This window comes from Catellatospora sp. KI3, assembly GCF_029948125.1.
Taxonomy (GTDB): Bacteria; Actinomycetota; Actinomycetes; order Mycobacteriales; family Micromonosporaceae; genus Catellatospora.
The window spans coordinates 1-25,814 of record NZ_JASAMB010000010.1 but is presented as its reverse complement, the minus strand read 5'-3'; the positions used below and the strand labels follow the sequence as shown (position 1 = coordinate 25,814).

Genomic DNA, 25,814 nt, shown 5'->3' with positions numbered 1-25,814 from the left:
GCGCAGGTTCGGTCGTGACGGGCATCGGGCCGGTCGACCCCCACTCGGGGCAGTTCTCCAACAACCCGGGCAACAAGCCGCACCAGCCCAAACCACCGCCCGAGGTCGACGAGACGATCCCCGAGACCCCGAAGCCCGAGACGGCCGCACCGCCCCAGGAAGGGGCGTTCGAGGTCGAGCAGCAGGCGCGCGAGTCGTACGGCCGAGCCAAGGTCAACATCGACAACCAGCCGGTCGAGCCGGAGCCCGCCGAGGGCGAGCCGGCTCCCGAAGGGCCCGATCCGGGCGACGACACCGCAGCGCGGATGGCGTCGGCCACCGTCGCGACCGGTGCCCTGGTCGCGGGCGAACTCATCGCCGGAGGCGCGGCCGGGACCGGAGCCGCCGCCGGAGCCGGGGTCGCGGCCGGTGCCGCCGCCGGAACCGTGCTGCTGCCCGTCCTGCTCGGCTTGGGGCTGCTGGTCCTGATCGGCGGCGTGCTGTGGTACGTGCTCGCCCACCGGCCCGCCGACCCCGCCGCCGCCCAGCCGTCGCAGCGGCCCTCGGCGGGCGCGTCGGCTCCGGCCGCGCCCGCGCAGCAGGTCCCGGCCCGGCCGGGGCACTCGGTGGGCGACCCGCACCTGCTCACCTTCGACGGGTACAGCTACGACTTCCAGGCCGTCGGCGAGTTCGTGCTGACCCGTTCGACCGCCGACGACTTCGCGGTACAGACCCGCTACCAGCCGCCGACCGGCCTGTTCGGGCCGAACGTCTCGATCACCACCGCCGTGGCGATCCGCACCGGCGGCCACCGCGTCGCCGTCTACGACGCCCAGCGCGGCGTCCTCGTCGACGGACAGCCGGTCACCGGCCAGGTCGCCGTCGGCGGCGCCACCGCCAGCGCGTCCGCCGAGGGGCTCAAGCTCACCCTCGCCGATGGCACGGTCGTCACCGTCACCCGCGGCACCTACTTCATGAGCACTCAGATCGCCCCCGCACCGACCCGCGCGGGCAGGCTGGAAGGGCTGCTCGGCGACTTCGACGGCGCCCTCAAGAACGACCTGCGGCCGCAGGGCGGCACCGAGCCGGTGTCCCCCGACACCCGCGAGTCGCTCTACGACCGGTACGGCGACACCTGGCGCATCACGCAGCAGGACTCCCTGTTCGACTACCTGAGCGGCGAGAGCACCGAGAAGTTCACCGACCGGACGTACCCGCACCAGCTGAGCGACGCGGGCATGCTGACCGCGCAGGAGCGCGCCGACGCCGAGAAGATCTGCCGCGCCGCCGGGGTCCTGCGCGAGGACGTCCTGGCCGGCTGCGTCCTCGACGTCGCCACCACCAAGGACCCGGCGTTCGCCGCCGACGCCGCCGCCCACCAGTCGATCACGGTCAGCGCGATCGAGCTGGGGCAGCAGCAGACCGCGGCGCTCAAGCACCGGCTCGCCGGGGCCGCGTACACGGTCACCGGGCGGGCCGGGCAGCGGATCGCGGTCGAGATCGGCGCGATCACCCCCGGCACCCCCGGCGACAAGTGCGGCTTCGACGTGGACGCGCTGCTGCTCGGGCCCGACCACGCCGAACTGTGGCGCGAGTGGATCGGCAACGGCGGCTGCGGCAAGGCCTTCGGGCCGGTCACGCTACCCGCCGACGGCACGTACCAGCTGGTCTTCCTCGGCGGGCTCGGCCAGGTCATCAAGGCGCAGACCGGCACGGTCGAGTTCCGGATCGTCGACGTGCCCGACCCGACGGTCGCCCCGCTCACCCTCGGCACCAAGGCCACCGGGAAGATCGAGTCGAGCTTCGCCGCCGACGAGTGGCGGTTCACCGCCGCCGCCGGGCAGACGCTCGCCCTCGACGTCAGCGCCATCACCGGCGACGGCGACCCCGGCGGCTGCCGACTCGACCTGACCGCCCGCGTGTACGCACCCGACGGCAGCGAGCTGTTCAAGCAGTGGATCGGCAACGGCGGCTGCCACGCCTACCCGGTCACCGCACCCGCCGCCGGCACCTACCGGGTCGTCATGACCGGCGGCGACGGCTCGGTCATCCACGCCCGCACCGGCACGTACACGTTCGCGGTGCTCGACGTGCCCGCACCGGACGTGCGCCCGCTCAAGCCCGGCACCAAGGTGAACGGCAGGATCGAGGCGGTGCTGGGCAGCGACGAGTGGCGCTTCACCGCCACGGCGGGGCAGCAGCTCGTCCTCGACGTCGCGGCCATCACCGGCGACGGCAACCCCGGCGGCTGCGGCATGGACCTGACCGCCACCGTGTACGGCCCGGACGGCGCCGAGGTGTTCGACCAGTGGATCGGCAACGGCGGCTGCCGCAAGCACACCTTCACCGCACCGTCAGCCGGCACGTACCGCCTGGTCCTGTCCGGCGGCAACGGCTCGGTGATCCACTACCGCACCGGCACCTACACCCTGACCATCACCGCCCCGTAGCCCCCGCGTCCTGACCGGAGCCGGTGATCTTCCTGCGTAGATCATCGGCTCCGGTCGTTCGACGGCTGCTCACCGGGCCGAACGACCGCGAACGACGATCTCGGCCGCCCTGCCTGGTCCGGCTACGGCCGCCCCGGCAGCCGCATCGGCTCAACGGAGCCGCGAACGGGATCTTTGCCGACTCACGGGCCCGGCGGCGGCTCCATACACTCGCGTGATGGATTTCGATGCCGCGGACCTGGGCGCAATCATTGGCCTCGTCGTCGCCCTCGCCTGCGCGGGTGTGTTCTTCTACCTGATCTACGAACTCCTGCGGCGCCGGCGCGTCAAGTCCAGCGGCTGGTCCGCCCAGGGCACCGTCACCCGGACCTGGACCACCACGCACACGCAGCACACCGCCGACGGCGGCATGCACACCACCACGGACCACCACGCCGAGGCCGCCTACACCACGCACTGGGGCGAGCCCCGCACCGTACGGCTCGACGGCCAGTTCCGGCAGGGCGACCACGTCGACGTCCGCTACGACCAGTCCGACGGCTTCGTGCCGCTGCCGGGCCGCAGGTCCAGCGTCAGCAGCGGCTGCGGCGGCTGCCTCGGCCTGCTGCTGCTCCTCGTCCTGGCCGTCGCCGTCGTCTCGGTCTTCCTGCCCGACGTGGCCAAGTCCATCTCCGACGCGGTCAACGACGTCCTGTCCTCCGGCAAGATGCCTCGCTGAGCCCGACGGGCGCTGCCGGACCGGCTGCCGGCAGTACCCGTCGGGACGTACCCCTCAGACCTGGTGCCGCGCCCGGCGGGCCAGCGGCGCCAGCGCACCCCAGATCGCCACCGAACCGAGCCCCTCCAGCAGCCGCACCCCGTCGACACCCCGGCCGACCAGCACCAGCACGATGCCCAGCGCGACCAGCGCGGGCGCCGCCCACCCGGCCTTCCGCCGCGCCGCCAGCAGCACCAGCTGCAGCAGCAGGCCGAAGTAGAGCAGCGCCGGAGCCACCTGGTACAGCACCAGGTCCACCCCCGGCAGCGACATCGCCTGGTCGGCGCGCTCGCCCATGGCGGCCTTGTCCGCCGCCCCGAATCCCGACCAGAGGTCGATGCCCATCTGCCCGATCATGGCGACCGCGCCGAACAGGCTCATCGCCGCGCTGACACCGCCGAGCACCCGCACCGAGCCGTCCAGCCTGCGGTACAGGTGCACCGCCACCACCGCGAACAGCGCGAACGCGACGACCCAGACGGAGTGCGCGGCGGTCCAGGCCGCACCGGGGCCCAGATGCCCCTTCCAGCGCATGATGACCCATCCGGCCAGCCACAGCAGCGGCGCCCAGACGAGTGCGGTACGAGTCAGTCGCGATTGGTCGGTCATGCCTCCCAACCTGCCGGAACCGCGGCGGGCACACCATCGGGTGGCACCCCGGCCGCCACCCCGAACCCCGGCCCGGGGGTACACCCTTAGCTCCCCCGATTTCTTAACCCGGATGCCCGAAAGGTTAACCGCCCGGCAACAGCCGCTCGATAGCATCGGCGTCCATCAACGCGCCTGACAGCGGTGTCGACCTTCGGTGCAGCACGAGCAGGGAGTCCACGATGACCCAGCCCATCCTGGTGGTCGACTTCGGCGCGTACCAGACGACGGCGGCGGTCGTCGCCGGCACCGACGTCCATCCGGTGCCCTGCCCGGTCACCGGCGCCATGCGCTGGCCCTCGGCCGTGTGCCTGGACGGCGACAGCCTCGTCGTCGGCACGGCCGCGGTGCAGCGGCGCGACCTGCTGCCGCGCTGGTTCGCCGCCGGACCGCGCCAGGCACTGGACACCGGCGAGCCGATCCACCTCGGTGACCGCACCGTCGCCGCGACCGAGGTGCTGGCGGCGTACCTGAAGGTGCTGCGGGCCGAGGCCGAGCAGCGGATGGGGCAGCCCGTCGAGCGGCTGGCCCTGACCGCCCCGGCCGCGTACGGGCCGCAGGATCCGCGCCGCCAGCAGCTGCTCGCGCTGGCCGCCGACGCCGGGTTCCCGGACGCGGAGCTGGTCGGCGACGCGGTGTCGGCGGTGGTCGACCCCTACACGCACGGGGACTTCCCGGACGGGGCGCTGCTGCTCGTATGCGACCTGGGCGCCTCCTGGTCGGTGGCGCTGACCCGGGTCGACGGCGAGCATCCGGTGGTGCTGGGCCAGGAGAGCTCCGGCGGCGGCCAGGACTTCGACCTGCTGCTGGTCAACGACCTGCGGGCGGCGCTGCACGAGTGGCTGGCGCCGGCGCTGCACGCGGGCGGGGAGACCGGGCTGCTGGCCAGGTTCGCGGCGGCGGACTTCGTCCGCTCGGTCAAGCACCGCCTGTCGGAGACCGACGAGGTCACCGACCGGATCTCCCCGCACGCCCCGGCGTACCGGATGAGCCGGGCCGGGCTGGAGCGGCTCGCCGAACCGGCGCTGCGGTGGCTGATCGCCAGCTGCCGCGCGGTGGTGGCCCGCGCCGGGTTCACCCTCAACGACGTGACCGGGGTGCTGCTGGTCGGCGGGGCCTCCCGGCTGCCGGTGGCGCGCGCGGCGCTGCGCGGGGACCTGCAGCGGCCGCTGTGGCAGCCGACCGACCCGGAGCTGGCCGTGATCCGGGGCGCGGCCCGGTGGGCGGGCCGGGTGGGCTCGCGCCGGATCGCGGCGAACGCGGCCACCTGGCGGATGGAGCCGCTGACCTGGGAGGTGCCCGACGGGCGGGCCCGGCTGGTGCGGTGGCTGGTCGGGCAGGGCCAGCAGTACGGGCCGGGTGCGGCCCTGGCGCAGGTCCGCGCCGCCGACGACCGCGTCTACGACCTGACCGCGGTGCGCGAGGGCATCCTGGTGGAGCAGCGGATCGCCCCCGGCGCGGTGCTGACCTCCGACGCGATCGCGGCGATGGCCCGTACCGTGAAGGTGATCGCCGGGGACCGGGCCGCCAAGCGGCACCAGATGCGCGTCGCGGGCGACTGGCTGCTGACGCCCGACCACGAGCTGCTGGTGGAGTGCGAGCGCTCCGGGGCGTACGTGCGGATGCGGGCCATCTCGACCGGCGCGGTCGTCAACGAGGTGCGCCCGTTCGGGGCGAGCCCGGACAGCCGGGGCCGGGTGTTCGTCGGCCCGGACGACCGGCTGGCGCTGGTCTCCTGGGACCCGCAGGGCCGGTTCTCCGTCTGGGACGTGCACTCGGGGCAGCTCACCGCCCAGTTCAAGGCCGCGGCGAACAACCGGCCGGTGCAGGTGCTGGTGCACGAGGGCCAGTGGCGCCTGATCGCCGAAGCCGACCGCAAGGTCCACGTCGGCCGGTACGTCCGCGACGTGGCGACGATGTGGGACCTGTCGACCGGCACGGTGCTGGAGGAGATGGTCGGCGAGGACCTGCACCGCCGCTACGCCGGCTACACCGACCACAGCACCACCGACGGGTTCGCCGCCCAGTGCGACAGCCCGGACGGGCGGCTGCGCGCGGGCACCGCCCGCAACTCGGCCGGCACGGCGGTATGGCTGCACGAGACGGGCAGCGCCGAGGAGGTCTTCCGCACCGACCTCGGCTCGGTCGGCTCGGCCCGGACCGCGTTCAGCGCCGACGGCCACCACCTGCTGGCCCGGTGGAGTGCCGCCGACACCAGCTGCGTGGACGTCTGGCAGGTGTGACGCCGCCCTGCCCGGAGACCGGGCTCAGGTCACCCGCCGGGTCTGACCCAGCGGTGCGGGGCGGTCTGCGCACCCAGGACGTGTTCGATGAGCCGCAGCTGCCCGTCCTCGCCCCGTTCGACCACGGCCAGCGCCTGCGGTCCGCTGCTGATGTGCCCCAGGCACACGACCTCCGTCGGGCCGACGAGCGCCCGGTGCCGCTGGTGCATGTGGCCGCAGAAGTGCCAGCGCGGCCGCAGGCTCTCGCACAGCGAGCGCAGCTCCGGACGGCCGACCGGGCCGCCCCGCTGCGGTTCGGCTATGCCGGCGGGCCAGTCGTGGGTGAGCAGGAGGTCGACCTGGCCGGAGCGGCCCGCGGTCCGGCCCACCTGCCGCACCTCGTCGGCGGTGTAGTAGGCGCAGTCCTTGATGGTGTCCCGGCGTGCCCGGGGCGCGTCAGTGACGCGGGGTGAGTGGATGCCGGACAGGAACGCCACCCGCAGTCCGGCGATCTCGGTGACACCCGCCCGGCCCAGGAAGTAGACGCCGTCGCTCCACCAGCCGGGACCCGCCTCGTCCAGGGCGGGCCACGGCTCGTGGTTGCCGCCGATGAAGTAGAGCGGCGCCCCCAGCTCGAGCAGCCCCTCCACCAGCAGCGGAAAGTCGCCGAGCTTGCGGTACTTCGCCGGCGCGTGCACCCCGGCCGCGTCGGCCTCGTCCCGGTTGGGTTCGACGTCGCCGACCGCCAGGATGGCGTCGAGCGGGCCGAGTGAGGCGCGGACAGCCGCCGCCGTCTCGGCGAGCAGCTCGAACTCGCCGTGCACGTCGCCGACCACCAGGACCCGGACGGGCTCGGCAGGCGCCCTGCCGCCGCGTGCCACCGCTACGCGCAGCTGGAGACCGGGCGCATGGTGACGATCGCCTCGACCGGCACCGGCAGGGTGACCCCGCTGTCGGTGCTCAGCCACAGGGTCCGCGGCGGGGCGCCGTCGGTGACGACGCCGCAGGCGGTGGCGCCGTTGCCGAACTCCAGCTCCACCGACGGCGCCGCCGTCGCGGGCCACCACGCGGTCAGCCCGGCCACCGCCATCATCGCCACCGACGCGATGGTGGTCCGGATGCCCGCACGCAGCTGCGCGCCCAGCGACACCGGCTCGGCCGGGGCGTCACCGGTCGGCCAGGCCACCTTGCCCACCTTGACGATCGACCACAGCGCGGTGACGAACGAGGCCACCGTCATCAGCAGCGCCAGCCACGACATCCACTCGGGCCCGGCGCTGTCCTCACCCATGCGCAGCACGCCGCAGAAGCCGATGAAGCCGAGCACGCCGAGCTGCATCCCGTGCCAGCCGCGGGCCGACTCGGCGAGCCGGGCGGCCGGGTCGGTGTCGGCAGTGGACGGCGCGGGGGCGAGGAAGCCGTTCGTCATGGGGAAGTCATACAGCATCGGGCACTTCTTCGGGCTGTCGGCTTGCTTCCTCTTCGACCGGCGCGTCGATGATCCCGGCCTGGTCGAGGCGGGGCAGGATGATGCGGCGCAGGATCAGCTGCAGCGCGGCGGTCACCGGGATGGCGATGAGCGCGCCGACCGCGCCCAGCAGCACCGCGCCGACCAGCGCGGACAGGATCACCGCCAGGTCGGAGATGTCGACCGAGCGCTTCATCACCCGCGGCGCGATGATCCAGTTCTCGATCTGCTGGTACACGATGAAGAAGACGATGCAGGCCAGGCCGACCTCGATGGAGACGGCGAACCCGGCGATGACGCCGACGATCGCGCCCAGCATCGCCCCGATCTGCGGGATCAGGTCGCACACGGCCACCACCGACGCCAGCGCGAACGCGTACGGCACGCCCGCGATGAGGAAGAAGGCGAAGGAGAACACCCCGGCCAGCAGCGCGATCGCCAGCGAGCCCAGCAGGTACGCCCCGAACTTGTCGAAGATCTCGTCGCCCACCACCTGCGCCTGCTCGCGCCGGTGCGCCGGGAACAGCCGGTAGAAGCCCGCCTTCAGCCGCTGCCAGGCGGCCAGGAAGTAGATGGTCAGCACCGCCGCGGTGACGATGTTGAAGATCAGTCCGAAGAACAGCAGCACCCCGCCGAACACCCCGGACAGCGCCTGCCCCAGCGTCTCGGGCGTGGCCGCCGACTTCAGCCGGTCCACCAGGTCGTAGCGGGCCAGGAACTCCGCCAGCTGCGGATCCTTGCCGATCTTGTCGAGGTAGGTGGGGATCGCGTCCACGAGGTGGTCGGACTGGTTCACCAGCGGCGGCACCAGCGCCACGATGCCGCTGCACCCGAGCAGGGTCACCGCCAGCGCCACCAGGGTCACGGCCAGGCCCCGGTTGAGCCCGCGCCGCTGCAGCCACGCCACCGCCGGGTGCAGGCCGATCGCCAGGAACAGCGCCACCAGGATCAGCAGCAGGATCGACGCCGCCTCCCGTACGGCCAGCGCCAGCACCACCGCGCACACCAGCCCGAGCCCGCCCACGAACCCGGTCGCGAACACCGACCGCCGCGGCGACGGCAACTGCTTGTCCACCCTCGACCTCCCTGAACCGCCACTTCGGACGGTGAACTGAGCCACCTGAGTATGGCCATCGGCAGCCCGCGCTGGCTACCATCGCCCTGGTGCGACCCCTTCTGCACCGATCCGCCCGGCCCACCCTGCTCTTGGGCACGGTGCTGCTGACCGTCTCGCTGTCCGCCGCCTCCTGCGACGACGCCCCCGAGGTGACCCTGGCCGCGGTCGGCCGCGCCACCGTCACCGAGGTCGTCGACGCCCCGGCCGCGGTGACCGCCCGCGCGGCCGCGACCCTGACCGCACCCGCCGAAGGTACCCTCGCCAGGCTCGCCGTGAAACCCGGCCAGCAGGTGACCAGGGGCCAGGTGCTCGCGGTGATCGCCGCCCCCGCCGCGCAGTCGCGGCTCGCCCAGGCCAGGCAGGCCCTCGACGCGGCCCGGCGCTCCGGCGGCGGCAGCCCCTCGATCGACCTGCGCGGCGCCCAGCGCCACCTCGACAAATCGGCCGCCGAGGCGTTCACCCAGGCCCGTACGGCGGCCGGGCAGATCGCCGACGAGCAGGCCCGCCAGGCGCTGCTGGCGCAGATCACCGCCGGGGAGCGCAGCTACCGTCAGGCCTCGGCCGCCGTCGCCGACGCCGCCGGGGCGGTGCAGCGCGGGGTGGCCTCGCTCGGCTCCGCGATGAAGGCGCTCGGCGCCGCGCAGAAACTGCAGGCGCAGCAGGCGTACGACCTGGCGAAGTCGACTGTGGACGCGCTGACCCTGCGCGCGCCGATCTCCGGTGTGGTGCAGCTCGGCGGCACCTCCACCGCCGCGGCCGCACCCGACCTGACCAGCCTGCTCGGCGGCCTGGGCGGCGGCACCGGCGCATCCGGCGGCGGCACGACGGTGCCCGCCGGCGTGGCCGGGGTGCCCGCCGTGGGCGCACCGGTGTCGGCCGGGACCGCGATCGTCACCATCGTCGACACCAGCGAACTGGGCCTGGTCGCCGAGGTCGACGAGACCGACATCCTGCTGGTCGAGACCGGCATCGCCGCCGAGGCCGAACTCGACGCCGCGCCCGGAGTCGCCTACCCGGCCACAGTCACCGCGATCGACGTGCTGCCCACGGCCAACAGCCGCGGCGCGGTCGCCTACCGGGTGCACCTGTCGCTGGGCGCGCTGCCCGCCGGAGCGCCGACGCCCCGGCCCGGCATGAGCGCCGTGGCCCGGCTGCGGGTGCGCGAAGCCGCCGACACGGTCACCGTGCCCGCCTCGGCCGTGTTCACCGCCGACGGCCGCGACACGGTCTGGGTCCGTACCGCCGACGGCACCGCCGAACGCCGACCCGTCACCGTCGGCGTCTCCGGCACCGACACCCTGCAGATCACCGACGGCCTGCGCGAGGGCGAGCAGGTGGTGGTACGCGGCGCCGACCGCGTCACCGCCGGGGACAGGCTGCCGTGACCGGCGGCGTCCCCGCCATCGAGGCCGTCGGAGTCGAGCGCACCTACGCCCTGGACGGCGTCGACGTGCCCGCGCTGCGCGGAGTCACCCTCACCATCGCCGACGGCGAGTACGTCGCCATCGTCGGCCCGTCCGGCTCCGGCAAGTCGACGCTGATGCACCTGCTCGGCGGCCTCGACCAGCCCACCGCGGGCACCCTGCGCATCGGCGGCCGCGACGTGTCCGGACTGGACCCGGGCGAGATGGCGCACCTGCGCAACGCCACCATCGGCTTCGTGTTCCAGGCGTTCCACCTGCTCGGCCGCACCAGCGCCCTGGACAACGTGGCACTGCCCCTGGTCTACCGCGGCCTGGGCGCCAGGCAGCGGCGGGCCAGGGCCGCCCAGATGCTCGAACGGGTCGGCCTCGGCCACCGGATGCTGCACCGCCCCAACCAGATGTCCGGCGGCGAGCAGCAGCGCGTGGCCATCGCCCGCGCACTGGTCACCGAACCGGTGGTGCTGCTGGCCGACGAGCCCACCGGCAACCTCGACTCCGCCACCGGCGCGGCGGTGCTGGAGCTGCTGGAGCGGCTCAACACCGACGAGGGCGTGGCGGTGGTGCTGGTGACCCACGACCGCGAGGTGGCCGCGCGGGCCCGGCGGCAGATCGTGATGCGCGACGGGCTGGTGCTGTCCGACAGCGCCGCCCCGGCCGGAGAGGTGGCGCCGTGAGGTTCGCCGAGGCGTGGCGGGTGGCGCTGGACGCGCTGCGCGCCAACCGGCTGCGCAGCATGCTCACCATGCTGGGCATGGTCATCGGCGTGGGCGCGGTGGTGATCCTGGTGGCGCTGGGCACCGGCACCCGCGACGCGGTCCAGGCGCAGGTCGAGGGGCTGGGCTCGAACCTGCTCATCGTCGTGCCCGGCCAGGTCAACTTCAACGCCGCCCCGACCGTGTCGAAACTGGACCGCACCGACCTCGACGCGGTCGTGAAGGTCGTCGGCGACCGCGACCGGGTCACCGTGTCGCTGACCTCCGGCGAGAACGTACGCGCCGGCAACAACGCCATGTTCACCAGCGTCCTCGGGGTGCTGGAGTCGACGCCGAAGGTGTTCCTGCGCGACCTGCGCACCGGCACGTACCTCAGCCGCACCGACGTCGACACGGGCCGCCGGGTCGCGGTGCTCGGCGACAAGGTCGCCCGGCAGCTGTACGGCGCCCGCGACCCCGTCGGCCAGCAGCTGTCCATCGCCGGGGTCCGGTTCCGGGTCATCGGCGTGTTCGCGCCGCTGGGGCAGAGCCTGGGCGTGGACCGCGACAACGAGGTGCACATCCCGCTGACCACCGCGCAGCGGCTGATCGGCACGAACCGGATCGACGCGTTCGCGGTCAAGGCGCCCGACAGCGACGGTATCGACAGCCTCGGCCGCGACATCGTCGCCGAGCTGCACCGCCGCCACCCCGACGACGAGTTCAGCGCGGTCACCCAGGGGCAGATCCTGGGGGCGCTCGGGGAGATCCTGGGGGTGCTCACCGCCGTACTGGCCGCGATCGCGGGCATCTCGCTGCTGGTCGGCGGCGTCGGCGTCTCCAACATCATGCTGGTGTCGGTACGCGAGCGGACCCGCGAGATCGGACTGCGCAAGGCCGTCGGCGCGCGCCCGCGCGACATCGGGCTGCAGTTCCTGCTGGAGGCGGTGCTGCTCACCTCGGTCGGCGGCATCCTGGGCATCGTCATCGGGGTCGGGGTGTCGCTGGCCGTCGGGGCGCTGAGCCCGGTGCCCGCCGTGGTCACCTGGTGGTCGGCGGTGCTGGCGTTCGGAGTGTCCGCCGGGGTCGGCATCGCCTTCGGGGTCGTGCCCGCCCAGCGCGCGGGCAAGCTCGACCCGGTCGTGGCACTGCGCACCGACTGAGCAGACGCGTACGGCCCGGGACACCGGTCCCGGGCCGTACGCGGAGCCGGTCTCAGCTGGGCTGCTTCCAGGCGGTCAGCTGCATGCTGACCTTCCCGTCCTCCGACAGCGCGGTCACCTTGATGACCACGATGAGCTGCGCCTGGCCGATGCTCGCGGCCTGCTTGGCCGACGTCGCGACACACATCACCAGCGGCCGCTGCGCGGCGGTAGCCGCGCTCGGCGGGACCGGGCTGGTGCGGATGGCCTCCCGGCAGTCCTCGGGCTGCGGATTCGGGTTGCTGGTGGTCGTGATCGCCGCCTCGACGCCGTCGTCCAGCTGGATCGTCGGCACGCTGCCGTTGTACGGCATGGACAGGCTCACGTCGACCGTGTCGCCGCCTGAGCTGACGACGCGGGGCTCGTTCAGGTCGATGTAGGCCCGGTCGTCACGGGTCACCTGCGGGACGAGCTCCTGGACCGTGTAGGCGACGGTGAAGCTCGCCTGCGGGTTGAGCACGTCGAGCGCGGCCGTGGGCGAGGCCTGTGGAGCCGTCTCGTTCGTCGGCTGGGCGGGCGGGGCGTCGTTGCCCGGCTTGGCCGCTGCGCTCTGCGCGCCACCGGGGTTGGTGGTGGTCTCCGGCTCCGAGGATCCGGAACGCAGCAGCGCGACACCGGACAGGCCGGCCGCGATCAGCGAGATCACGAGGCTCAGCGCGGCCAGGCCACGTCCGCCACGCGGCGCGGCTTTGGCGGGAGCCGGGGTCGGTGCCGCGACGGCGGGCGCGGTGCTGATCGGGACGGTTCGGTCGGCCGATACGTCCGGTGTGGATGGTTGCTGCGGCGACGCGGGTGGCGTAGGAAGGGAGTCGGCCATAAGACGGCATTCTGCCCTCGCAGCGCAACAGGTCAGATCCTCGGTCTTGTCGGATATCTCTTCCGCTGGGACCATTCTCACCTGTACGAATCCGTGCGAAAATCGTCGTCCTTCCCGTGACCGCTCAGGAGCACCGTGTCCGCGCCATCCCCCACCGAGAACCCTGTCGGACGCAAGGTCAAGTGGCCTGCCGTCGGTGCGTTCATCGTCGGCGCCGTGGGTGTCATCGCCGCGCTGGCCCAGACCTGGTCGATCTTCTTCCCGACCAGTCCCGCCTCGGACGACCCGACCAGCCCAGCCGCCGCAGCGAGCGCCGCTCCCGCGCCGGGCACGTCGCAGAACACGCCCGGTGCCGCCTCCACTGCCGGATCGGTACCGGTGTCCGGCGTCTACTTGACCGACCTACCGGTCGAAACCGGCTCGGGCCTGCTCCTCGCCAGGCTCCCCGACGGGCTGCCGCCACTGGACCACCCGATTGCCGTGCACTGCCCCAGCAACCAGACCAATGACAAGATGGTCGAAATCAGGTTCGAGCGGCCGGGTTCCGCCAAGACGCTGGTGGGCGCATTGCGCGCCTACGGAGACCCTCTTCCCGTGAACCAGGCCGTCGAGCTGACCGTCTTCCGGGACCCGCCGGACCGGAAGGTCGGCGGCGGCGACGAGGGCATGACCCCTCCCGTCCAGTGGCGCGAGCAGGACGGTGAGCCGGCACAGCTGGCGGCGAAAGTGGCGGATGCCTACTACGTCCGCCTGCGTTTCAAGTGCCAGAAGCCCGACTCCGTCGTGGTGCTGGACGGCGCCCGGCTGACGCCCTGACGGTCACGAGAACACGGGCCTGGTGTCGAGACCAGAGCGGTGCCGAGGTCGCCGGGGGTCACGGCGGTCAGCGTACGTAGGACCAGCTGACCATCTCGCCGTCGCGGTACGGCATGACGCCGTGGAACGGGCGCGGGTCGGCGTCGAAGACCATGGGCAGCCACTCCCGGTCGCTGGCCCACATCGGCACGTCGTACAGCTGCGCCAGCGGCACCCAGGTCAGCGTGCCCTCGTGGTTGCCCTCGTGCGCGACGCCGGTGAACGTGTCGACGCGGAACACGAACCCGAACCAGTCCTCGCCGCGCTTGCCGAACCCGGGCCAGGACACCGTGCCGCGCAGCGACAGCCGCTCCGCGTCCAGCCCGGACTCCTCGTGCACCTCGCGGCGTACGCCGGTGAGCACGTCCTCGTCGCGTTCGACCCGGCCGCCCAGCCCGACGTGCTTGCCGTAGTGGATGTCGTCGGGCCGCTTGTCCCGGTGCAGCAGCAGCACGCTGCCCCCGTCCGGCGCCACCACGTACGCCAGCGTCGCGATGATCGGTGTGAGCACCGAACCCTCCTGATCAGCCGAGCCGCCCGGAGCCGGGCGTATGCCGGTACAAGATACGCCCGGTTCCCGGGCAACTCCGCGGATCATCCGGCGGCCGGGGCGTACACGGATAAAATTCGCATAGTGAACGGGGACGGCGTTACAGACGGATGGTCGGCGCGACGCGACCGGGTCGTGTCGGCGGCGCTGGCCCGGCTGCGCCGGTTCTCGCGCGACGACCCCGCCTGGGCGCAGGCCCGCGACGAGGCCATCAACGCCGCCATCCCGCTGGCGCGGCGCATCGCGCGCCGGTTCAGCTACCGCGGCGAGGAGCTGGACGACCTCACCCAGGTCGCCCTGGTCGGCCTGATCAAGTCGGTGGACCGCTTCGACGCCGACCAGGGCGTACGGTTCGAACGCTTCGCCGCGCCGACCATGCTCGGCGAGCTGCGCCGCCACTTCCGCGACCGGGGCTGGACCCTGCACGTGCACCGGCGGCTCCAGGAGCTGCACCTGGAGATCAACCGGACCATCCCGCAGCTGTGCCAGCGGCTGCAGCGCACCCCGCAGGTCGGCGACCTCGCCGCCCACCTGGGCCGCGACCCCGACGAGATCCGCGCCGGCATGGCCTGCGCCAGCGCGTACGCGGTCGGCTCGCTCAACAGCATGGTCAGCACCGGCGGCAGCCTCGCCGAGCTGGGTGAACTGCTCGGCGAGGCCGACGCCCGGCTGGAGTCGCTGGCCGACCAGCACGTGGTCCGCCAGGCCGTCGCGGCGCTGCCGGTACGCGACCGGCACCTGCTCGCGCTGCGCTTCACCGACGACCTGACCCAGGCCGAGATCGCGCAGCGGCTGGGGCTCTCCCAGATGCACGTGTCGCGGCTGCTCAACCGGTGCTTCACCCAGCTGCGCGCGTCACTCGGCGACCAGGCCCAGCTCCACCCCTGACGGCTCGGGCAGGCCCTTGATCTCCGCCTCGGTGCCCTTGGCGCTGATGCGCAGCTTCGCGCCCAGGAACGGCAGCCGGTCGACGGTGACCGTGCCCCACGACTCGGGCAGGCGCGGCCGCAGGGTGATGTTGCGGCGGGGCGCGTCCAGGTCCAGGCCGAGGAACGCACGGACGATCAGCAGCGGCGCCGCGCTGGCCCACGCCTGCGGCGAGCACGACGTCGGGTACGGCACCGGCGGCTTGTACACGTCCGCCGGGAACCCGCAGTACAGCTCCGGCAGCCGCCCGCCGAACGCCGTCGCGGCGGCGATCAGGCCGTCGGCCAGCCGGTGCGCCAGCTCCACCGCGCCCGGCACGTGCGCGTACCGCATCAGCCCGGCGATGCACAGCGCCGTGTCGTGCGGCCACACCGAGCCGTTGTGGTAGCTCATCGGGTTGTACGCGCCCATCCGGTCCGACAGCGTGCGCAGCCCGAACCCGCTGTCCATGTCCGCACCGGCGAACCGCTTCACCAGCCCCGCGGCGTGCTCGTCGGAGACGATCCCGGTCCACAGGCAGTGGCCCGGATTGCTGGTCAGCGCGTCGAGCGGCCGCTTGTGCCCGTCCAGCGCCACCGCGAAGTAGCCGTCGTCGGGCAGCCAGAACGCCTCGGCGAAGCGTTCCCGCAGCTTCTCGGCCCGCTCGGTGCAGGCCGCGGCGCACGCCGGGTCGCCGAAGGCCTCGGCCAGCTCCGCCCGCGCCCGCCACGCCGCGTACGCGTAGCCCTGCACCTCGGCCAGGGCCACCGGCGGCTCCACCAGCCGCCCGGCCGCGTCGTTGATGCCGTCCCAGCTGTCCTTCCAGCCCTGGTTGAACAGGCCCCGGTCGGTGGCGCGCTTGTACTCGACGAACCCGTCGCCGTCGCGGTCGCCGTAGGTCTGCATCCAGTTCAGCACCCCGTCGGCGGCGGGCAGCAGCGCGCGCACGTCCGACTCGGCCGCACCCCAGCGCCACGCCTCGCCCAGCAGCGCCACGAACAGCGGCCCGGCGTCGATGGTGCCGTAGTAGTGCGAGCCGCCCAGCGCCGACGCGCTCTCCGGCCCCAGCCGCAGCTCGTGCAGGATCCGCCCCGGCTCCTCGTCGGTACGCGGATCGACCTTGCGTCCCTGCAGCCCCGCCAGCGTGTACAGCGTCCCGACGGCCAGCCCCGGGTCCAGCGGCAGCGCCATCCACGAGGTGAGCAGGCTGTCCCGCCCGAACAGGGTCATGAACCACGGCGCCCCGGCCGCCACGAACGTCTGGCGCGCCTCGTCCGACACCGAGATCCGCAGCGCGTCCAGGTCCCGCACGCTGCGGCGCAGCACCAGCGACAGGCCCTCGTGCTGCACCCGGATCGCCGACACCTGCCGCCGCCACGACCCGGCCTCGGCGTCCTCGGCGGCCGGATGGTCGCGGAAGCGCGGCTCGATCCGGCGGCTCTCCACCACCGGGTGCACCTCGATCTCGGTCTGCCAGCGGCCCCGCCCCGGGATGACCGCCTGCCAGCTCAGCCCGTTGTGGCTGCTGGTCGGCTCGCCGGTGGCGTGCACCAGCAGCCCGCGCGAGTTGTCCGAGCGGCTGAACACCAGGTTCACCCCGGTCGCGGTGGCGTGCGTGACCGAGGGGACCATCTGGCCCTCCTTCACCGCGAACAGGTCGGCGAAGTCGGTCTCCACCCGCAGGTCCAGGGTGATCATCGTCGGCTCGTACCCGACGTTCTCCAGCGTGATCACCTCGCGCATGCCCTGGCCGACGATGCGCTCGCGCACCACCAGCAGGCTGCTGTCGGCGTGCCCCGGCGCGGGCGGGCGCCGCAGCATGAACCGGGCCGCGAACGCGTCGCGGTCGACCACCTGCAGCGGCTGCGGCGGCTGGCCGTCCAGGCGCAGCTGCCAGCACGACACGATGCGGGTATCACGGAAGAACAGCCCCTGCGCGGCCCCCGGGTTCATGTCCCCGTTGGGCGCGCAGATGCTGAACGTCGTGCCTTCGACGATGGTGACCTCGCCCTGGCCGTGCGGCACCGGCTCGGAGGCGTTCAGGGGGGCGGGATTAGTCACGGTCACCGCCCCGAGGCGGGCCGGCCGGCCCGGATCGCCAGCGGTCTGTCACTGCCCGCCGCCTGCGGCCGCCGCATCCGCGCCAGCGCCGCCCGGTACGCCCGCGCGTAGCCGACCGCCATCCGGGTCGCGCTGAACCCGCGCACCACGTGCTCCCGGCACGCCCGCGGGTCCAGCTGCACCACGTCGGCCAGCGCCTGCGGCAGCTCGTCGGGGTCATCGCAGATCAGTCCGCTCACACCGGACTCAACGACCTCGGGCACGGCACCGGCACGCAGCGCCACCACCGGCGTCCCGCACACCATCGACTCGATCATGACCATGCCGAACGGCTCCTCCCATTGCACCGGGAACAGCAGGCAGCGAGCGTTGGTCAGCAGCTCGCGCTTGCGCTTGGCGTCGGCGACGCCGATCATCCGGTCGTCGGGGCCCAGCCGCGGCTCGACCTCCTTGGCGAAGTACTCCTTCTCCTCGGGCTCGGCGCACTTGCCCGCCAGGATCAGCGGCAGCCCGGCCCGGTGCGCCGCCTCGATCGCGGTATGCGCGCCCTTGTCGGCGTTGAACCGGCCCAGGAACAGCGCATAGTCGCCCTTGCGCTCCTGGAACGGCCAGTCGTGCGGATTGAGCCCGTTGTACACCGTGTCGAGCCAGTTCAGCTCCGGCGCCAGCGACCGCTGCCGGCGGCTGATCGCCACCAGGGACAGGTCGCGGTCCAGGGTCTGGTAGTAGCCGCGCAGCTCGGAGTCGACCGGCCCGTGCACGGTCGCGATGGTGGGCAGCCCCAGCAGGTCGTACGCCGGGGCGTTGAGCGGGCCGGCGAAGGTGTGGTCGTGCACCACGTCCACCTCGCCCGCCGCCGCCAGGTTCTCCACCACCCGGCGCGACAGCGCCGCGTAGATGATCTCCGGGCCGGGCTCGCCCAGCCGCTCCGGCACGGCCTGCTCCCAGACCTGCCAGAACCGGGCCTGGGTGCCGTCCCGACCGGCCGCGATCACGGTCACCTTGTGACCGAGTTCGACCAGCGCGTTGCTGAGGTCCGCGATGACGGCCTCGATGCCGCCGTACGCAGCGGGTGGTATGTCGAAGTACGGCGGCGCCACCATCGCGATCCGCAACGGTGCGGACCCGCTGCCGAGCAGGGTGTTCTGCACCCTGGCGAAATGTTCGGGCGTACTGTCACCGCCCTTGACCAGCGTGGTTCTCACCACTTCTGTTTACCCCCACCCACCCCCTCCCACACCTCATTCCGGTTGATCATGAACTTGAGGTCGGGTTCGACGGCGTGTCGCCACCCTGGCACCGTGATCAACAAACCGGGCCACAGACCGCCCAGCCCCTGGCGACGGGCGACGGGCGACGGGCGACGGGCGAGCTGCAGTTTCGGGCAAACTGCCGGAATCGGGGCCACGATTCGTGCAGTTTCCCCGAAACTGCACCGCCTTACCCGCAGGCGGGGCTGGCGCCCGGAGGTAGGCCCGGTTTTCGTCTGGGGTGCGATCTTCGCGTGGGGGCCACCGAAGATCACCAACTTGGGTCGATTCATGCGGTACACGGGCCGCATCTGACCGCAGACGGTGATCTCCAACCCCCAGACAACGACGTTGGCCTATCTCAAGGACCGTCACTCCTCGAGATAGGCCAGCGTCATTGTCAAGCGCCTGCCTGGCCGGCTTGCGCCAGGCGCCAGGGGCGGGCTTCGCCGGGGCGGCGTACCGCTAGCGACAACCCCGTGGCCAGCAGCGACAGCAGCCCCGCCACGTAGATCGCCCCCGCGTACGTCCCCGACTGGTCCCGCACCACCCCCGCCGTGAACGCGACCGCCGCCGCGCCCAGCTGGTGCGACGCGAACACCCACCCGAACACGATCGGCGCCGCCGCGCCGAACGCCTGCCGGCACAGCGCGATCGTCGGCGGCACCGTGGCGACCCAGTCCAGCCCGTAGAAGATGACGAACACCAGCATGCTGGGGTGCGGGTCGGCCGCGAACAGGCTCGGCAGCACCAGCAGCGACAGTCCGCGCAGGCCGTAGTACGCGCCGAGCAGCACGCGCGGGTCGAACCGGTCGGTCAGCCAGCCCGACAGCACCGTACCGGCGATGTCGAAGATGCCGACCAGCGCGAGCAGCCCCGCCGCCGTGGTGCTGGGCATGCCGTGGTCGTGCGCGGCGGGGATGAAGTGCGTGCCGACCAGGCCGTTGGTGGTCGCGCCGCAGATGGCGAACCCGGCCGCGAGCAGCCAGAACGTCTTGGTACGGGCCGCGTCGCGCAGCGCCCCGAGCGCTCGCCGGGCCGCCCCGGTCGGTACGGGCGCGGGCGCCACCGGTTCGGCCGGGTCGGCGCCGTACGGCAGGACGCCCAGCTCGGCCGGGTTGTCGCGCAGCAGCCACAGCACCAGCGGCACCACCAGCAGCGCCGATCCGGCGACGGTCAGCGCGGCGACGCGCCAGTCGTGCCGCGCGACCAGGTTCGCCAGCAGCGGCAGGAAGATCAGCTGGCCGGTCGCGCCACCGGCGGTCAGTACGCCGGTGACCACGCCGCGGCGCTTGACGAACCAGCGGCCGGTGAACGTGGCCACGAACGCCAGCGCCATGGATCCGGTGCCCAGCCCGACCAGTACGCCCCAGGAGAGGATGAGCTGCCAGCTGGCGTCCATGAACACGGTCAGGCCGCTGCCCGTGGCGACCAGCAGCATCGCCGCCGCCACGACCTTGCGCATGCCGAAGCGCTCCATCAGCGCGGCGGCGAACGGCGAGGTGAGCCCGAACAGGACCAGGTTGATCGATACCGCGGCCGAGATGGTGCCGCGCGACCAGCCGAACTCCTGCCGCAGCGGCTCGATGAGCACCCCGGGGGTGGCCCGGAACCCGGCCGAGCCGACGATCGCCACCAATGCGACCGCCGCCACCGCCCAGGCGACGTTCTGACTTCTGACCCGCTTGACGCGGCTTTCCAGCAATGTCACGTGGCAATCATCCGAGCGCGCCGGGGTGCCCACCAGTGGCCCGAATGCCACCATACGAAAAGATCAGGCCACTGCGTGGCATCATCGGGGGTATGAGCCAGCCGCACCGCATCGCCGTACTCGCCTTCGACGGCGTCGTCGCCCTCGACCTCGGCATCCCCACGCAGGTGTTCCACGCCGCCACCGACCCCGACGGCAACCGCCTCTACGAGGTACGCGTCTGCACCCCGGGCGCGGCCACGGTGCAGAGCAGCGGCGGCTTCGACATCGTGCCCAGGCACGGGCTGGAGCTGCTCGACTGGGCCGACACCATCATCGTGGCGGGCCTGTACCGCGAGAACGTGCACCTGCCCACCGACCACCCCGCGCTGGTGGCGCTGCGCGCGGCCGCCGGGCGGGCCCGGCTGATGTCGATCTGCACCGGCGCGTTCGCGCTGGCCACCGCCGGGCTGCTCGACGGCCGCCCCGCCGCCACCCACTGGGCCTACGCCGACCTGTTCCGGCGCCTGTTCCCGCAGGTCCACCTCGACGCCGACGTGCTGTTCATCGACGACGGCGACATCCTCACCTCGGCCGGCGTGGCCGCCGGGCTCGACCTGTGCCTGCACGTGGTACGCCGCGACCACGGCGCCGAGGTCGCCAACCGGGCCGCCCGGCGTACCGTCGTGGCCCCCTGGCGCGACGGCGGCCAGTCGCAGTTCATCGAGCGGCCGATGCCGCAGGCCGGGGACGCCGTCACCGCACCGACCCGGGCGTGGGCGCTGACCCGCCTGGGCGAGCCGCTCGACCTGCCGCAGCTGGCGCGGCACGCCAACATGAGCGTGCGTACGTTCACCCGCCGCTTCCGCGAGGAGACCGGCATGAGCCCCGGCCGCTGGCTCACCGGCCAGCGCGTCGAACACGCCCGCCACCTGCTGGAGAGCACCGACCTGACGGTCGACCAGGTCGCCGAGCGGGCTGGCTTCGGCACCGCCGTCTCGATGCGCCAGCACCTGCGCGCCAGCATCGGCACCGCCCCGCTGGCCTACCGCCGCACCTTCCGCCCGACCCCCACCGCGACGGCCCCCACCCCCGCCTCCGCGCTTTGATCACTGCATTTTCGGGGAAACTGCCGAAATCGAGCCCAAGATTCGCGCACTTTCCCCGGAACTGCAGCCCCGCCGCCAGCGCGCGGGGCGTGGCGAGCGCGCGGGCGCGGACGCGGGCGCGTGGCCGCGGGCGGGCGCGGGGCCGCTGGCGGGCGCGGGCGGGGCGCAGGCGGGACTGGGCGCTCGTCGGTGCTGCGGGGTCAGGCGGAGGCGGGGGTGGTGCGGCCGTTGCGGCTGGAGCGCCAGAGGCCGTACAGGGTGAGCAAGGCTGCCACCACCAGCGGGCCGCCGTCGCGGACCAGCCCGTCCACACCCAGTAGCCACCAGCACAGCGGCAGGTGCACCACCAGGACGAATATGGTGAGAGCCACGAGCAGCAGCCTGGCCCACCCCTTGCCCTTGAGCAGGAACGGTGCGGCGAACAGCGCCACGTAGCTGATCACCAGGGCCAGCAGCAGCCAGACCAGCACCAGCGGCAGCTGCGCCAGCCTGCCGTCGAGCACCGGCCCGAACGCGACCGCGCACGCCACCAGCATCAGCGCGCTGTAGCTGAACGACGCGACCCGGGCCGTGAGCAGCCACCCGGCGACCTGCGGCCGCGCCTGAACCACCTTGCGGTTGATCCCGTCGCGGTCCACCACCCATCGGGCGCGCGGCCGGCGCAGATGCCCGGCGACCCCCGCCGACCGGTACAGCAGCGCGATGACCACCAGGCACAGCACCGTGACCACGCCGAACCCGATGATCCCGGGCAGCGGCGGATAACCCTTCCTCGGTACGACCAGTCGCGCCACCGAGAAGATCGTGGTCATGCCGAGGATCAGCCCGAACGGCGCCGCGCCGGGCCGTCCCGCCCACACGTGCCAGATCAGCACCAGGAACCCCAGCGCCCGCAGCAGCGCCCACCCGGTACGCACGAACAGCCCGTAGCCGCCGTCCTCGGCGTAGTACCAGTTGAGCCACTCGACCGCGGCGGTGACCAGCGCGGTGAGCACCAGCAGCGCCGCCAGCACACGCACTGAGGCGGGCCGGGCGGAGGCGGGCCGGGCGGTGGCGAGGTCAGGTGCGGTCACCAGCCCACTATGCCCAGCGAGCGACAATGGATGCCATGTGCCGCAGCATCAAGACCCTTCGCCCGCCGTTCCAGGAGATCGTCACCGAGGAGGACGTGCAGGCCGCCGCCCTGCAGTACGTCCGCAAGATCTCCGGTTTCCGCGCCCCGGCCGCCCACAACGCCCAGGCCTTCGACGACGCCGTGGCAGCCGTCGCCGCCGCCACCGCCACCCTCCTCGCCACCCTCCAGGTCCGCCGCTGACCCCGCAAGGAAGGGACCCTTCTTATCGCTTTCCGTAGTAGCAGGGCCCCTTCCCAACCCGGGTCAGAAGTCGCCGCCGCCGAAGTCTCCGCCGAAGTCGCCGAAGTCGTCCATGCCCGGGTCGTACCCGCCCGGCTCGTAGCCGCCCGCGCCGAAGCCGTCGGTCTCGTAGCCGCCCTGGCCGAACTCGTCGCCGGTGACCTCGTAGTTGTTCGGGTCGGCGCCGTCCTGCAGGCCCGCCGCCGTGTAACCGCCCGCCGCCGTGTCACCGCCCGCGGCCGCGTCACCGGCTCCGGCGGCATCGGCTCCGGCGGCGTCCGTTCCGGCGGCTCCGGCGGCGTCGGCGGTCACGTCCGGGGTCAGCGCGTCGTGGATCATGTCGCCGACGACCATGCCGCCGAGGAAGCCCAGCGCGGCACCGCCCAGCCCGGCCGCTACCGCTCCGCCCATCCCGGGCCGGTAGCCGCCGTAGCGGTAACCGCCCGGGCCGCCGTACCCCGAGTAGGCGTAGCCGTTGTTGGGGTGGCGCGGCGGCGGCCAGCCCTGCTGCCCCGGCGGCGCACCGGCGGGCGGCCGCATGAACGAGCCCTGGTCGGCGGGTGCCTTGGCCAACTCGGCGAGGGCCGCGCGCACCCAGCCGTCGACCACCTCGATCCAGCGGCCGGTATCGGCACCCAGCTCGCGCGCCTGCTCGCCGCTGATCCGGTACGTGGTGCCGTGGCCGGGGCGCGCGGCGGCTTCGGCGTACACGGTCATGCCCTGGGGGTCGCAGGTGGTGGCGAACAGCAGCTGCGGGATGTGCGGACCCACCGGCTGCCCTGCCGGTACGGGCGCATAGAACGTGATCGCCTGCCACACCTGCGGGCCGGGCCGCAGCTCGCTGCGGATGAACCGGCACCCGATCGTGCCCAGGGCGTCCAGCACCCGCTGATGGATCTCGGTCGGCTCCACTCCCAGCGGATCGAAGTCGGTCTTGGCCGACCCGCCCGCCACGCTCACCTGCGTACGCACCCCGACCCCGATGCCGGGCATCGGATGGCCGTACACCAGCGTCACCGGCACGGTGTACGGCAGCACCAGGTGGAATCCGACCGCCTGCCCCGCACCCCCGGCCAGCTCCAGCCGCTGCGCGACCGGGAAGCGCGCCAGCTCGACCTCGCCCGACCCGGCCGGGCTGGACGCGACCACCAGCAGCTCGATCGCCCCGAGCTCGACGGCGCCGCGCGCGTGCAGCCGCACCTGCCCGGCGAACGGGCCGCCCGGCCGGGCGGTCGGGGTGGACAGCACGGTGTCGACGTCGACACCACCGAAGCCCAGGCTGCTGAGGATCCGTCGCAACACCATGCGTCCATCATGACCCAACCAGCCCAAACCAACCCGAGTCCGGCACATCCCGCGCCCGATGAACCCGGAACCGGGGCCCGACCGCGGCTCGGCGAGTGCCGGGCTGCCAGGAGAGCCGCGCTGGTCAGTCGCCGACGTTCTCGGCCGCCGGCCCCGCGCGGCGGAGATCGCCACCTGCGGTCACTCTCGGTGCATCGACTTGCGTGAGCGCGGTGCCTCACCCTCGCCTCAGGGCAGCTTCGGCCTGGAGATCGCCGACTCCGGTCGGTCCCGTGCGCGGCCCCGGCCCGAAACCCCGGATACCGACCGCGCACCGCGATCACCCAGACGATGATCGCGCGGAGCGGTCAGAACCTGCCCTCTGAACCCACCTTCTGACCGCGCACAGCGATCTCCTCCGGACGACCAGCCCCGCCAGCCCCGCCAGCCCCGCCAGCTCCGCCAGCCCTGCCAACCCTGGAGGCGGGGAAGCCCTTTCTACCGGGAGGCGACGAAAGCCGTGCCGGTGCCGGTCAGCTCCAGGGGCGTGCCCGCCGCCACGAACGCGGCCTGCCCGGCCCCGAGCCGGATCTCGTCCGCCCCGTCGCCGAGCACCAGCTCGCCCGCCACGCACAGCACCACCCGGGCCCCGTCCAGCCCCGGCTCGCACCGCCGACCGCCCGGCGACACCCGGTGCAGCGCGAAGTCGTCGACCGGCACCGGCCACGTCGTGACCTCCGGACCGATCTCGACCGGCGCGATCACCGCCGGGGCGGCCGACCCGTCCCCGAGCACCGCCAGCAGCTCCGGCACGTTGACGTGCTTGCCGGTCAGCCCGCCGCGCAGCACGTTGTCGCTGGCCGCCATGACCTCGATCCCGGCTCCCCGCACGTACGCGTGCATGACCCCCGGCGGCACCCACAGCCCCTCCCCCGGTGCCAGCGTCAGGTGCGTCAGCAGCAGCGCCACCAGCACACCGACATCACCGGGGAACGCCTCCTCCAGCCGCCGCACCAGCACCGCCTCGGCGGCGGGCAGCCGGTCGGCCAGGGCCAGCGCCTGCGCCGCCGCCGCGGCGGCGGTCTCCCGGGGCAGCGCGAGCAGCGCCCCGACCGCCGCGACGGGCCCGCCCGCGTCCAGCGCCGCCAGCACCCCGGCGGGTGCGGCCACGGCGCCGAGCAGCTCCCGCGCCTGCGCCGCGGGCCGGAAGCCGCACAGCGCGTCGAACGGGGTGAGCGCGACCAGCAGTTCCGGCTTGTGGTTGCGGTCGACGTAGCTGCGCTCGGCACTGTCCGGCGCGACGCCCGCCGCGTCCTCGGCGGCGTACCCCGCCTGGGCGCGGGCCAGGTCCGGGTGGGCCTGCAGGGACAGCGGCGAGGCCGCCGCCAGGACCTTCATCAGGTACGGCAGCCGCGCCCCGAACCGGTCGGCGGCCGCCCCCAGCAGCGCCCGGGGCGCCTGGGCGATCAGCTCGTCGAGGCCCCGGCCGGTGCCGTCACGCGACGGGTCGCCGGGGTGGGCGCCGATCCACAGCTCCGCCTCGGGCCCGGCGCTCGGCACCGACCGGCCCTGCATGGCGGCGATGAACTCCCGCGAGCCCCAGGCGTACGGCCGCACCGCGCACCGCAGCGCAAACAGCGTCAACCTTCACACTCCTCGGGCACGGCACCGGACCGGGAGCGACACTAGATTCCGCGCGGGCGCGTCGGCAAGGCGGAAGCCGGGGCCGGGCCTGCTGCTGTGAGCAGGCCCATAGCCCCGGCCGGTCGGACAGCTTGGCTGCTCAGAGCCGGTGTGCGTCGTCGCCGGTGGTCACGCCGCGGGTGTCGAAGAACTCGCGCGAGGCGGCCGCCAGGGCGTTCACGTCGTACTGGCGGTGCTGCTGGACGAGGATGACCAGGTCCGCCTCGGCCACGGCGACGTCGAGGTCGTCGGCGCGCAGGACCTCGACGCCGTTGACGTCCCAGTGCTGCACGTAG

The 25,814-nt window shown here is 73.4% G+C and carries 22 protein-coding genes and 1 pseudogene; 10 read left to right on the top strand and 13 right to left on the bottom strand.

Annotated elements, in window-relative coordinates; genetic code table 11:
• The first annotated feature begins 14 nt into the window (after positions 1-14).
• Complete coding sequence (locus tag QEZ54_RS17550; RefSeq protein WP_281305706.1) at positions 15-2,429, top strand: VWD domain-containing protein; 2,415 nt, start codon at positions 15-17, stop codon at positions 2,427-2,429.
• 217 nt (positions 2,430-2,646) lie between these two features.
• Positions 2,647-3,147 carry a DUF3592 domain-containing protein gene (locus tag QEZ54_RS17545; protein ID WP_281305705.1) on the top strand — a complete coding sequence of 167 codons (501 nt, stop codon included), beginning with the start codon at positions 2,647-2,649 and terminating at the stop codon, positions 3,145-3,147.
• Between the two features lie 54 nt (positions 3,148-3,201).
• Here QEZ54_RS17545 and QEZ54_RS17540 read toward each other — a convergent pair whose 3' ends face one another.
• Positions 3,202-3,795 carry a hypothetical protein gene (locus QEZ54_RS17540; protein WP_281305704.1) on the bottom strand — a complete coding sequence of 198 codons (594 nt, stop codon included), beginning with the start codon at positions 3,793-3,795 and terminating at the stop codon, positions 3,202-3,204.
• A 221-nt stretch (positions 3,796-4,016) separates the two neighbouring features.
• Here QEZ54_RS17540 and QEZ54_RS17535 point away from each other — a divergent pair, with 221 nt between their 5' ends.
• On the top strand, positions 4,017-6,077 hold the full coding sequence (locus tag QEZ54_RS17535; RefSeq protein WP_281305703.1) for an Hsp70 family protein: 2,061 nt from the start codon (positions 4,017-4,019) through the stop codon (positions 6,075-6,077).
• 29 nt (positions 6,078-6,106) lie between these two features.
• Here the strand turns inward: QEZ54_RS17535 and QEZ54_RS17530 are convergent, their stop codons facing one another.
• The 3 genes from QEZ54_RS17530 to QEZ54_RS17520 are packed head-to-tail and all read right to left on the bottom strand — an operon-like array spanning position 6,107 to position 8,599.
• On the bottom strand, positions 6,107-6,937 hold the full coding sequence (locus tag QEZ54_RS17530) for a metallophosphoesterase (protein WP_281305702.1): 831 nt from the start codon (positions 6,935-6,937) through the stop codon (positions 6,107-6,109).
• Between the two features lie 2 nt (positions 6,938-6,939).
• Positions 6,940-7,503 (bottom strand): hypothetical protein, encoded by a 564-nt coding sequence (locus QEZ54_RS17525; protein ID WP_281305701.1) that lies wholly within the window; start codon positions 7,501-7,503, stop codon positions 6,940-6,942.
• On the bottom strand, positions 7,493-8,599 hold the full coding sequence (locus QEZ54_RS17520) for an AI-2E family transporter (protein WP_281305700.1): 1,107 nt from the start codon (positions 8,597-8,599) through the stop codon (positions 7,493-7,495). Before QEZ54_RS17520 ends, QEZ54_RS17525 begins: the two co-directional genes overlap by 11 nt.
• An 89-nt stretch (positions 8,600-8,688) precedes the next feature.
• Here QEZ54_RS17520 and QEZ54_RS17515 point away from each other — a divergent pair, with 89 nt between their 5' ends.
• Genes QEZ54_RS17515 through QEZ54_RS17505 form a run of 3 tightly spaced genes read left to right on the top strand, consistent with a single transcriptional unit; the run spans position 8,689 to position 11,920 of the window.
• Complete coding sequence (locus QEZ54_RS17515) at positions 8,689-10,026, top strand: efflux RND transporter periplasmic adaptor subunit (RefSeq protein WP_281305699.1); 1,338 nt, start codon at positions 8,689-8,691, stop codon at positions 10,024-10,026.
• Positions 10,023-10,739 (top strand): ABC transporter ATP-binding protein, encoded by a 717-nt coding sequence (locus QEZ54_RS17510; protein ID WP_281305698.1) that lies wholly within the window; start codon positions 10,023-10,025, stop codon positions 10,737-10,739. The genes QEZ54_RS17515 and QEZ54_RS17510 overlap by 4 nt, the downstream gene beginning before the upstream one ends.
• On the top strand, positions 10,736-11,920 hold the full coding sequence (locus QEZ54_RS17505) for an ABC transporter permease (protein ID WP_281305697.1): 1,185 nt from the start codon (positions 10,736-10,738) through the stop codon (positions 11,918-11,920). The genes QEZ54_RS17510 and QEZ54_RS17505 overlap by 4 nt, the downstream gene beginning before the upstream one ends.
• A gap of 52 nt (positions 11,921-11,972) precedes the next feature.
• On the opposite strand, the gene QEZ54_RS17500 is transcribed toward QEZ54_RS17505, so the two are convergent.
• The gene (locus QEZ54_RS17500; RefSeq protein ID WP_281305696.1) at positions 11,973-12,605 is read right to left on the bottom strand and encodes a hypothetical protein; all 633 of its coding nucleotides are present in this window, start codon (positions 12,603-12,605) and stop codon (positions 11,973-11,975) included.
• A 306-nt stretch (positions 12,606-12,911) separates the two neighbouring features.
• On the opposite strand from QEZ54_RS17500, the gene QEZ54_RS17495 reads away from it, so the two are divergent.
• The gene (locus QEZ54_RS17495; protein WP_281305695.1) at positions 12,912-13,592 is read left to right on the top strand and encodes a hypothetical protein; all 681 of its coding nucleotides are present in this window, start codon (positions 12,912-12,914) and stop codon (positions 13,590-13,592) included.
• A gap of 67 nt (positions 13,593-13,659) precedes the next feature.
• Here QEZ54_RS17495 and QEZ54_RS17490 read toward each other — a convergent pair whose 3' ends face one another.
• Positions 13,660-14,142, bottom strand: a complete 483-nt coding sequence (locus QEZ54_RS17490) for an 8-oxo-dGTP diphosphatase (RefSeq protein ID WP_281305694.1) — start codon at positions 14,140-14,142, stop codon at positions 13,660-13,662.
• Between the two features lie 174 nt (positions 14,143-14,316).
• Here QEZ54_RS17490 and QEZ54_RS17485 point away from each other — a divergent pair, with 174 nt between their 5' ends.
• A complete protein-coding gene (locus QEZ54_RS17485) occupies positions 14,317-15,069 on the top strand; it encodes a SigB/SigF/SigG family RNA polymerase sigma factor (protein ID WP_281305693.1) in 753 nt (250 codons plus the stop codon).
• Here the strand turns inward: QEZ54_RS17485 and QEZ54_RS17480 are convergent.
• The 3 genes from QEZ54_RS17480 to QEZ54_RS17470 form a co-directional block, all read right to left on the bottom strand.
• Positions 15,037-17,148 carry a glycogen debranching N-terminal domain-containing protein gene (locus QEZ54_RS17480; protein WP_281305692.1) on the bottom strand — a complete coding sequence of 704 codons (2,112 nt, stop codon included), beginning with the start codon at positions 17,146-17,148 and terminating at the stop codon, positions 15,037-15,039. The two genes, QEZ54_RS17485 and QEZ54_RS17480, sit on opposite strands and share 33 nt — an antisense overlap.
• A 2-nt stretch (positions 17,149-17,150) precedes the next feature.
• Positions 17,151-18,353, bottom strand: coding sequence for a glycosyltransferase family 4 protein (locus QEZ54_RS17475; RefSeq protein ID WP_281305691.1), 1,203 nt, complete (start codon positions 18,351-18,353; stop codon positions 17,151-17,153).
• Between the two features lie 445 nt (positions 18,354-18,798).
• Entirely contained in the window at positions 18,799-20,109 is a 1,311-nt protein-coding gene (locus QEZ54_RS17470; protein ID WP_281305690.1) for an MFS transporter, read from the bottom strand.
• A 92-nt stretch (positions 20,110-20,201) separates the two neighbouring features.
• Between QEZ54_RS17470 and QEZ54_RS17465 the strand changes: the two genes are divergently transcribed.
• Positions 20,202-21,197: a helix-turn-helix domain-containing protein gene (locus QEZ54_RS17465; protein ID WP_281305689.1), complete on the top strand. Its 996-nt coding sequence runs from the start codon at positions 20,202-20,204 to the stop codon at positions 21,195-21,197.
• Between the two features lie 200 nt (positions 21,198-21,397).
• Here QEZ54_RS17465 and QEZ54_RS17460 read toward each other — a convergent pair whose 3' ends face one another.
• Positions 21,398-22,270: a hypothetical protein gene (locus QEZ54_RS17460; RefSeq protein WP_281305688.1), complete on the bottom strand. Its 873-nt coding sequence runs from the start codon at positions 22,268-22,270 to the stop codon at positions 21,398-21,400.
• Positions 22,271-22,305: 35 nt separating this feature from the next.
• Between QEZ54_RS17460 and QEZ54_RS17455 the strand changes: the two genes are divergently transcribed.
• Entirely contained in the window at positions 22,306-22,512 is a 207-nt protein-coding gene (locus tag QEZ54_RS17455; protein WP_281305687.1) for a DUF2277 family protein, read from the top strand.
• 63 nt (positions 22,513-22,575) lie between these two features.
• Here QEZ54_RS17455 and QEZ54_RS17450 read toward each other — a convergent pair whose 3' ends face one another.
• From QEZ54_RS17450 to QEZ54_RS17440, 3 genes and pseudogenes are all read right to left on the bottom strand, one after another.
• On the bottom strand, positions 22,576-23,856 hold the full coding sequence (locus QEZ54_RS17450) for a sporulation protein (protein ID WP_281305686.1): 1,281 nt from the start codon (positions 23,854-23,856) through the stop codon (positions 22,576-22,578).
• 477 nt (positions 23,857-24,333) lie between these two features.
• Positions 24,334-25,473 (bottom strand): mannose-6-phosphate isomerase, class I, encoded by a 1,140-nt coding sequence (gene manA / locus QEZ54_RS17445; protein WP_281305919.1) that lies wholly within the window; start codon positions 25,471-25,473, stop codon positions 24,334-24,336.
• Positions 25,474-25,618: 145 nt separating this feature from the next.
• Positions 25,619-25,814: pseudogene (locus QEZ54_RS17440) on the bottom strand (nucleotide sugar dehydrogenase); the annotation flags it as partial.

Excerpts from the sequence above, each read along its gene's own strand:
- QEZ54_RS17450 (WP_281305686.1), bottom strand. The coding sequence starts at position 23,856 with ATGGTGTTGCGACGGATCCTCAGCAGCCTGGGCTTCGGTGGTGTCGAC.
- QEZ54_RS17455 (WP_281305687.1), top strand. The coding sequence starts at position 22,306 with ATGTGCCGCAGCATCAAGACCCTTCGCCCGCCGTTCCAGGAGATCGTC.
- QEZ54_RS17465 (WP_281305689.1), top strand. The coding sequence starts at position 20,202 with ATGAGCCAGCCGCACCGCATCGCCGTACTCGCCTTCGACGGCGTCGTC.
- QEZ54_RS17540 (WP_281305704.1), bottom strand. The coding sequence starts at position 3,795 with ATGACCGACCAATCGCGACTGACTCGTACCGCACTCGTCTGGGCGCCG.
- QEZ54_RS17535 (WP_281305703.1), top strand. The coding sequence starts at position 4,017 with ATGACCCAGCCCATCCTGGTGGTCGACTTCGGCGCGTACCAGACGACG.
- QEZ54_RS17525 (WP_281305701.1), bottom strand. The coding sequence starts at position 7,503 with ATGCTGTATGACTTCCCCATGACGAACGGCTTCCTCGCCCCCGCGCCG.
- QEZ54_RS17545 (WP_281305705.1), top strand. The coding sequence starts at position 2,647 with ATGGATTTCGATGCCGCGGACCTGGGCGCAATCATTGGCCTCGTCGTC.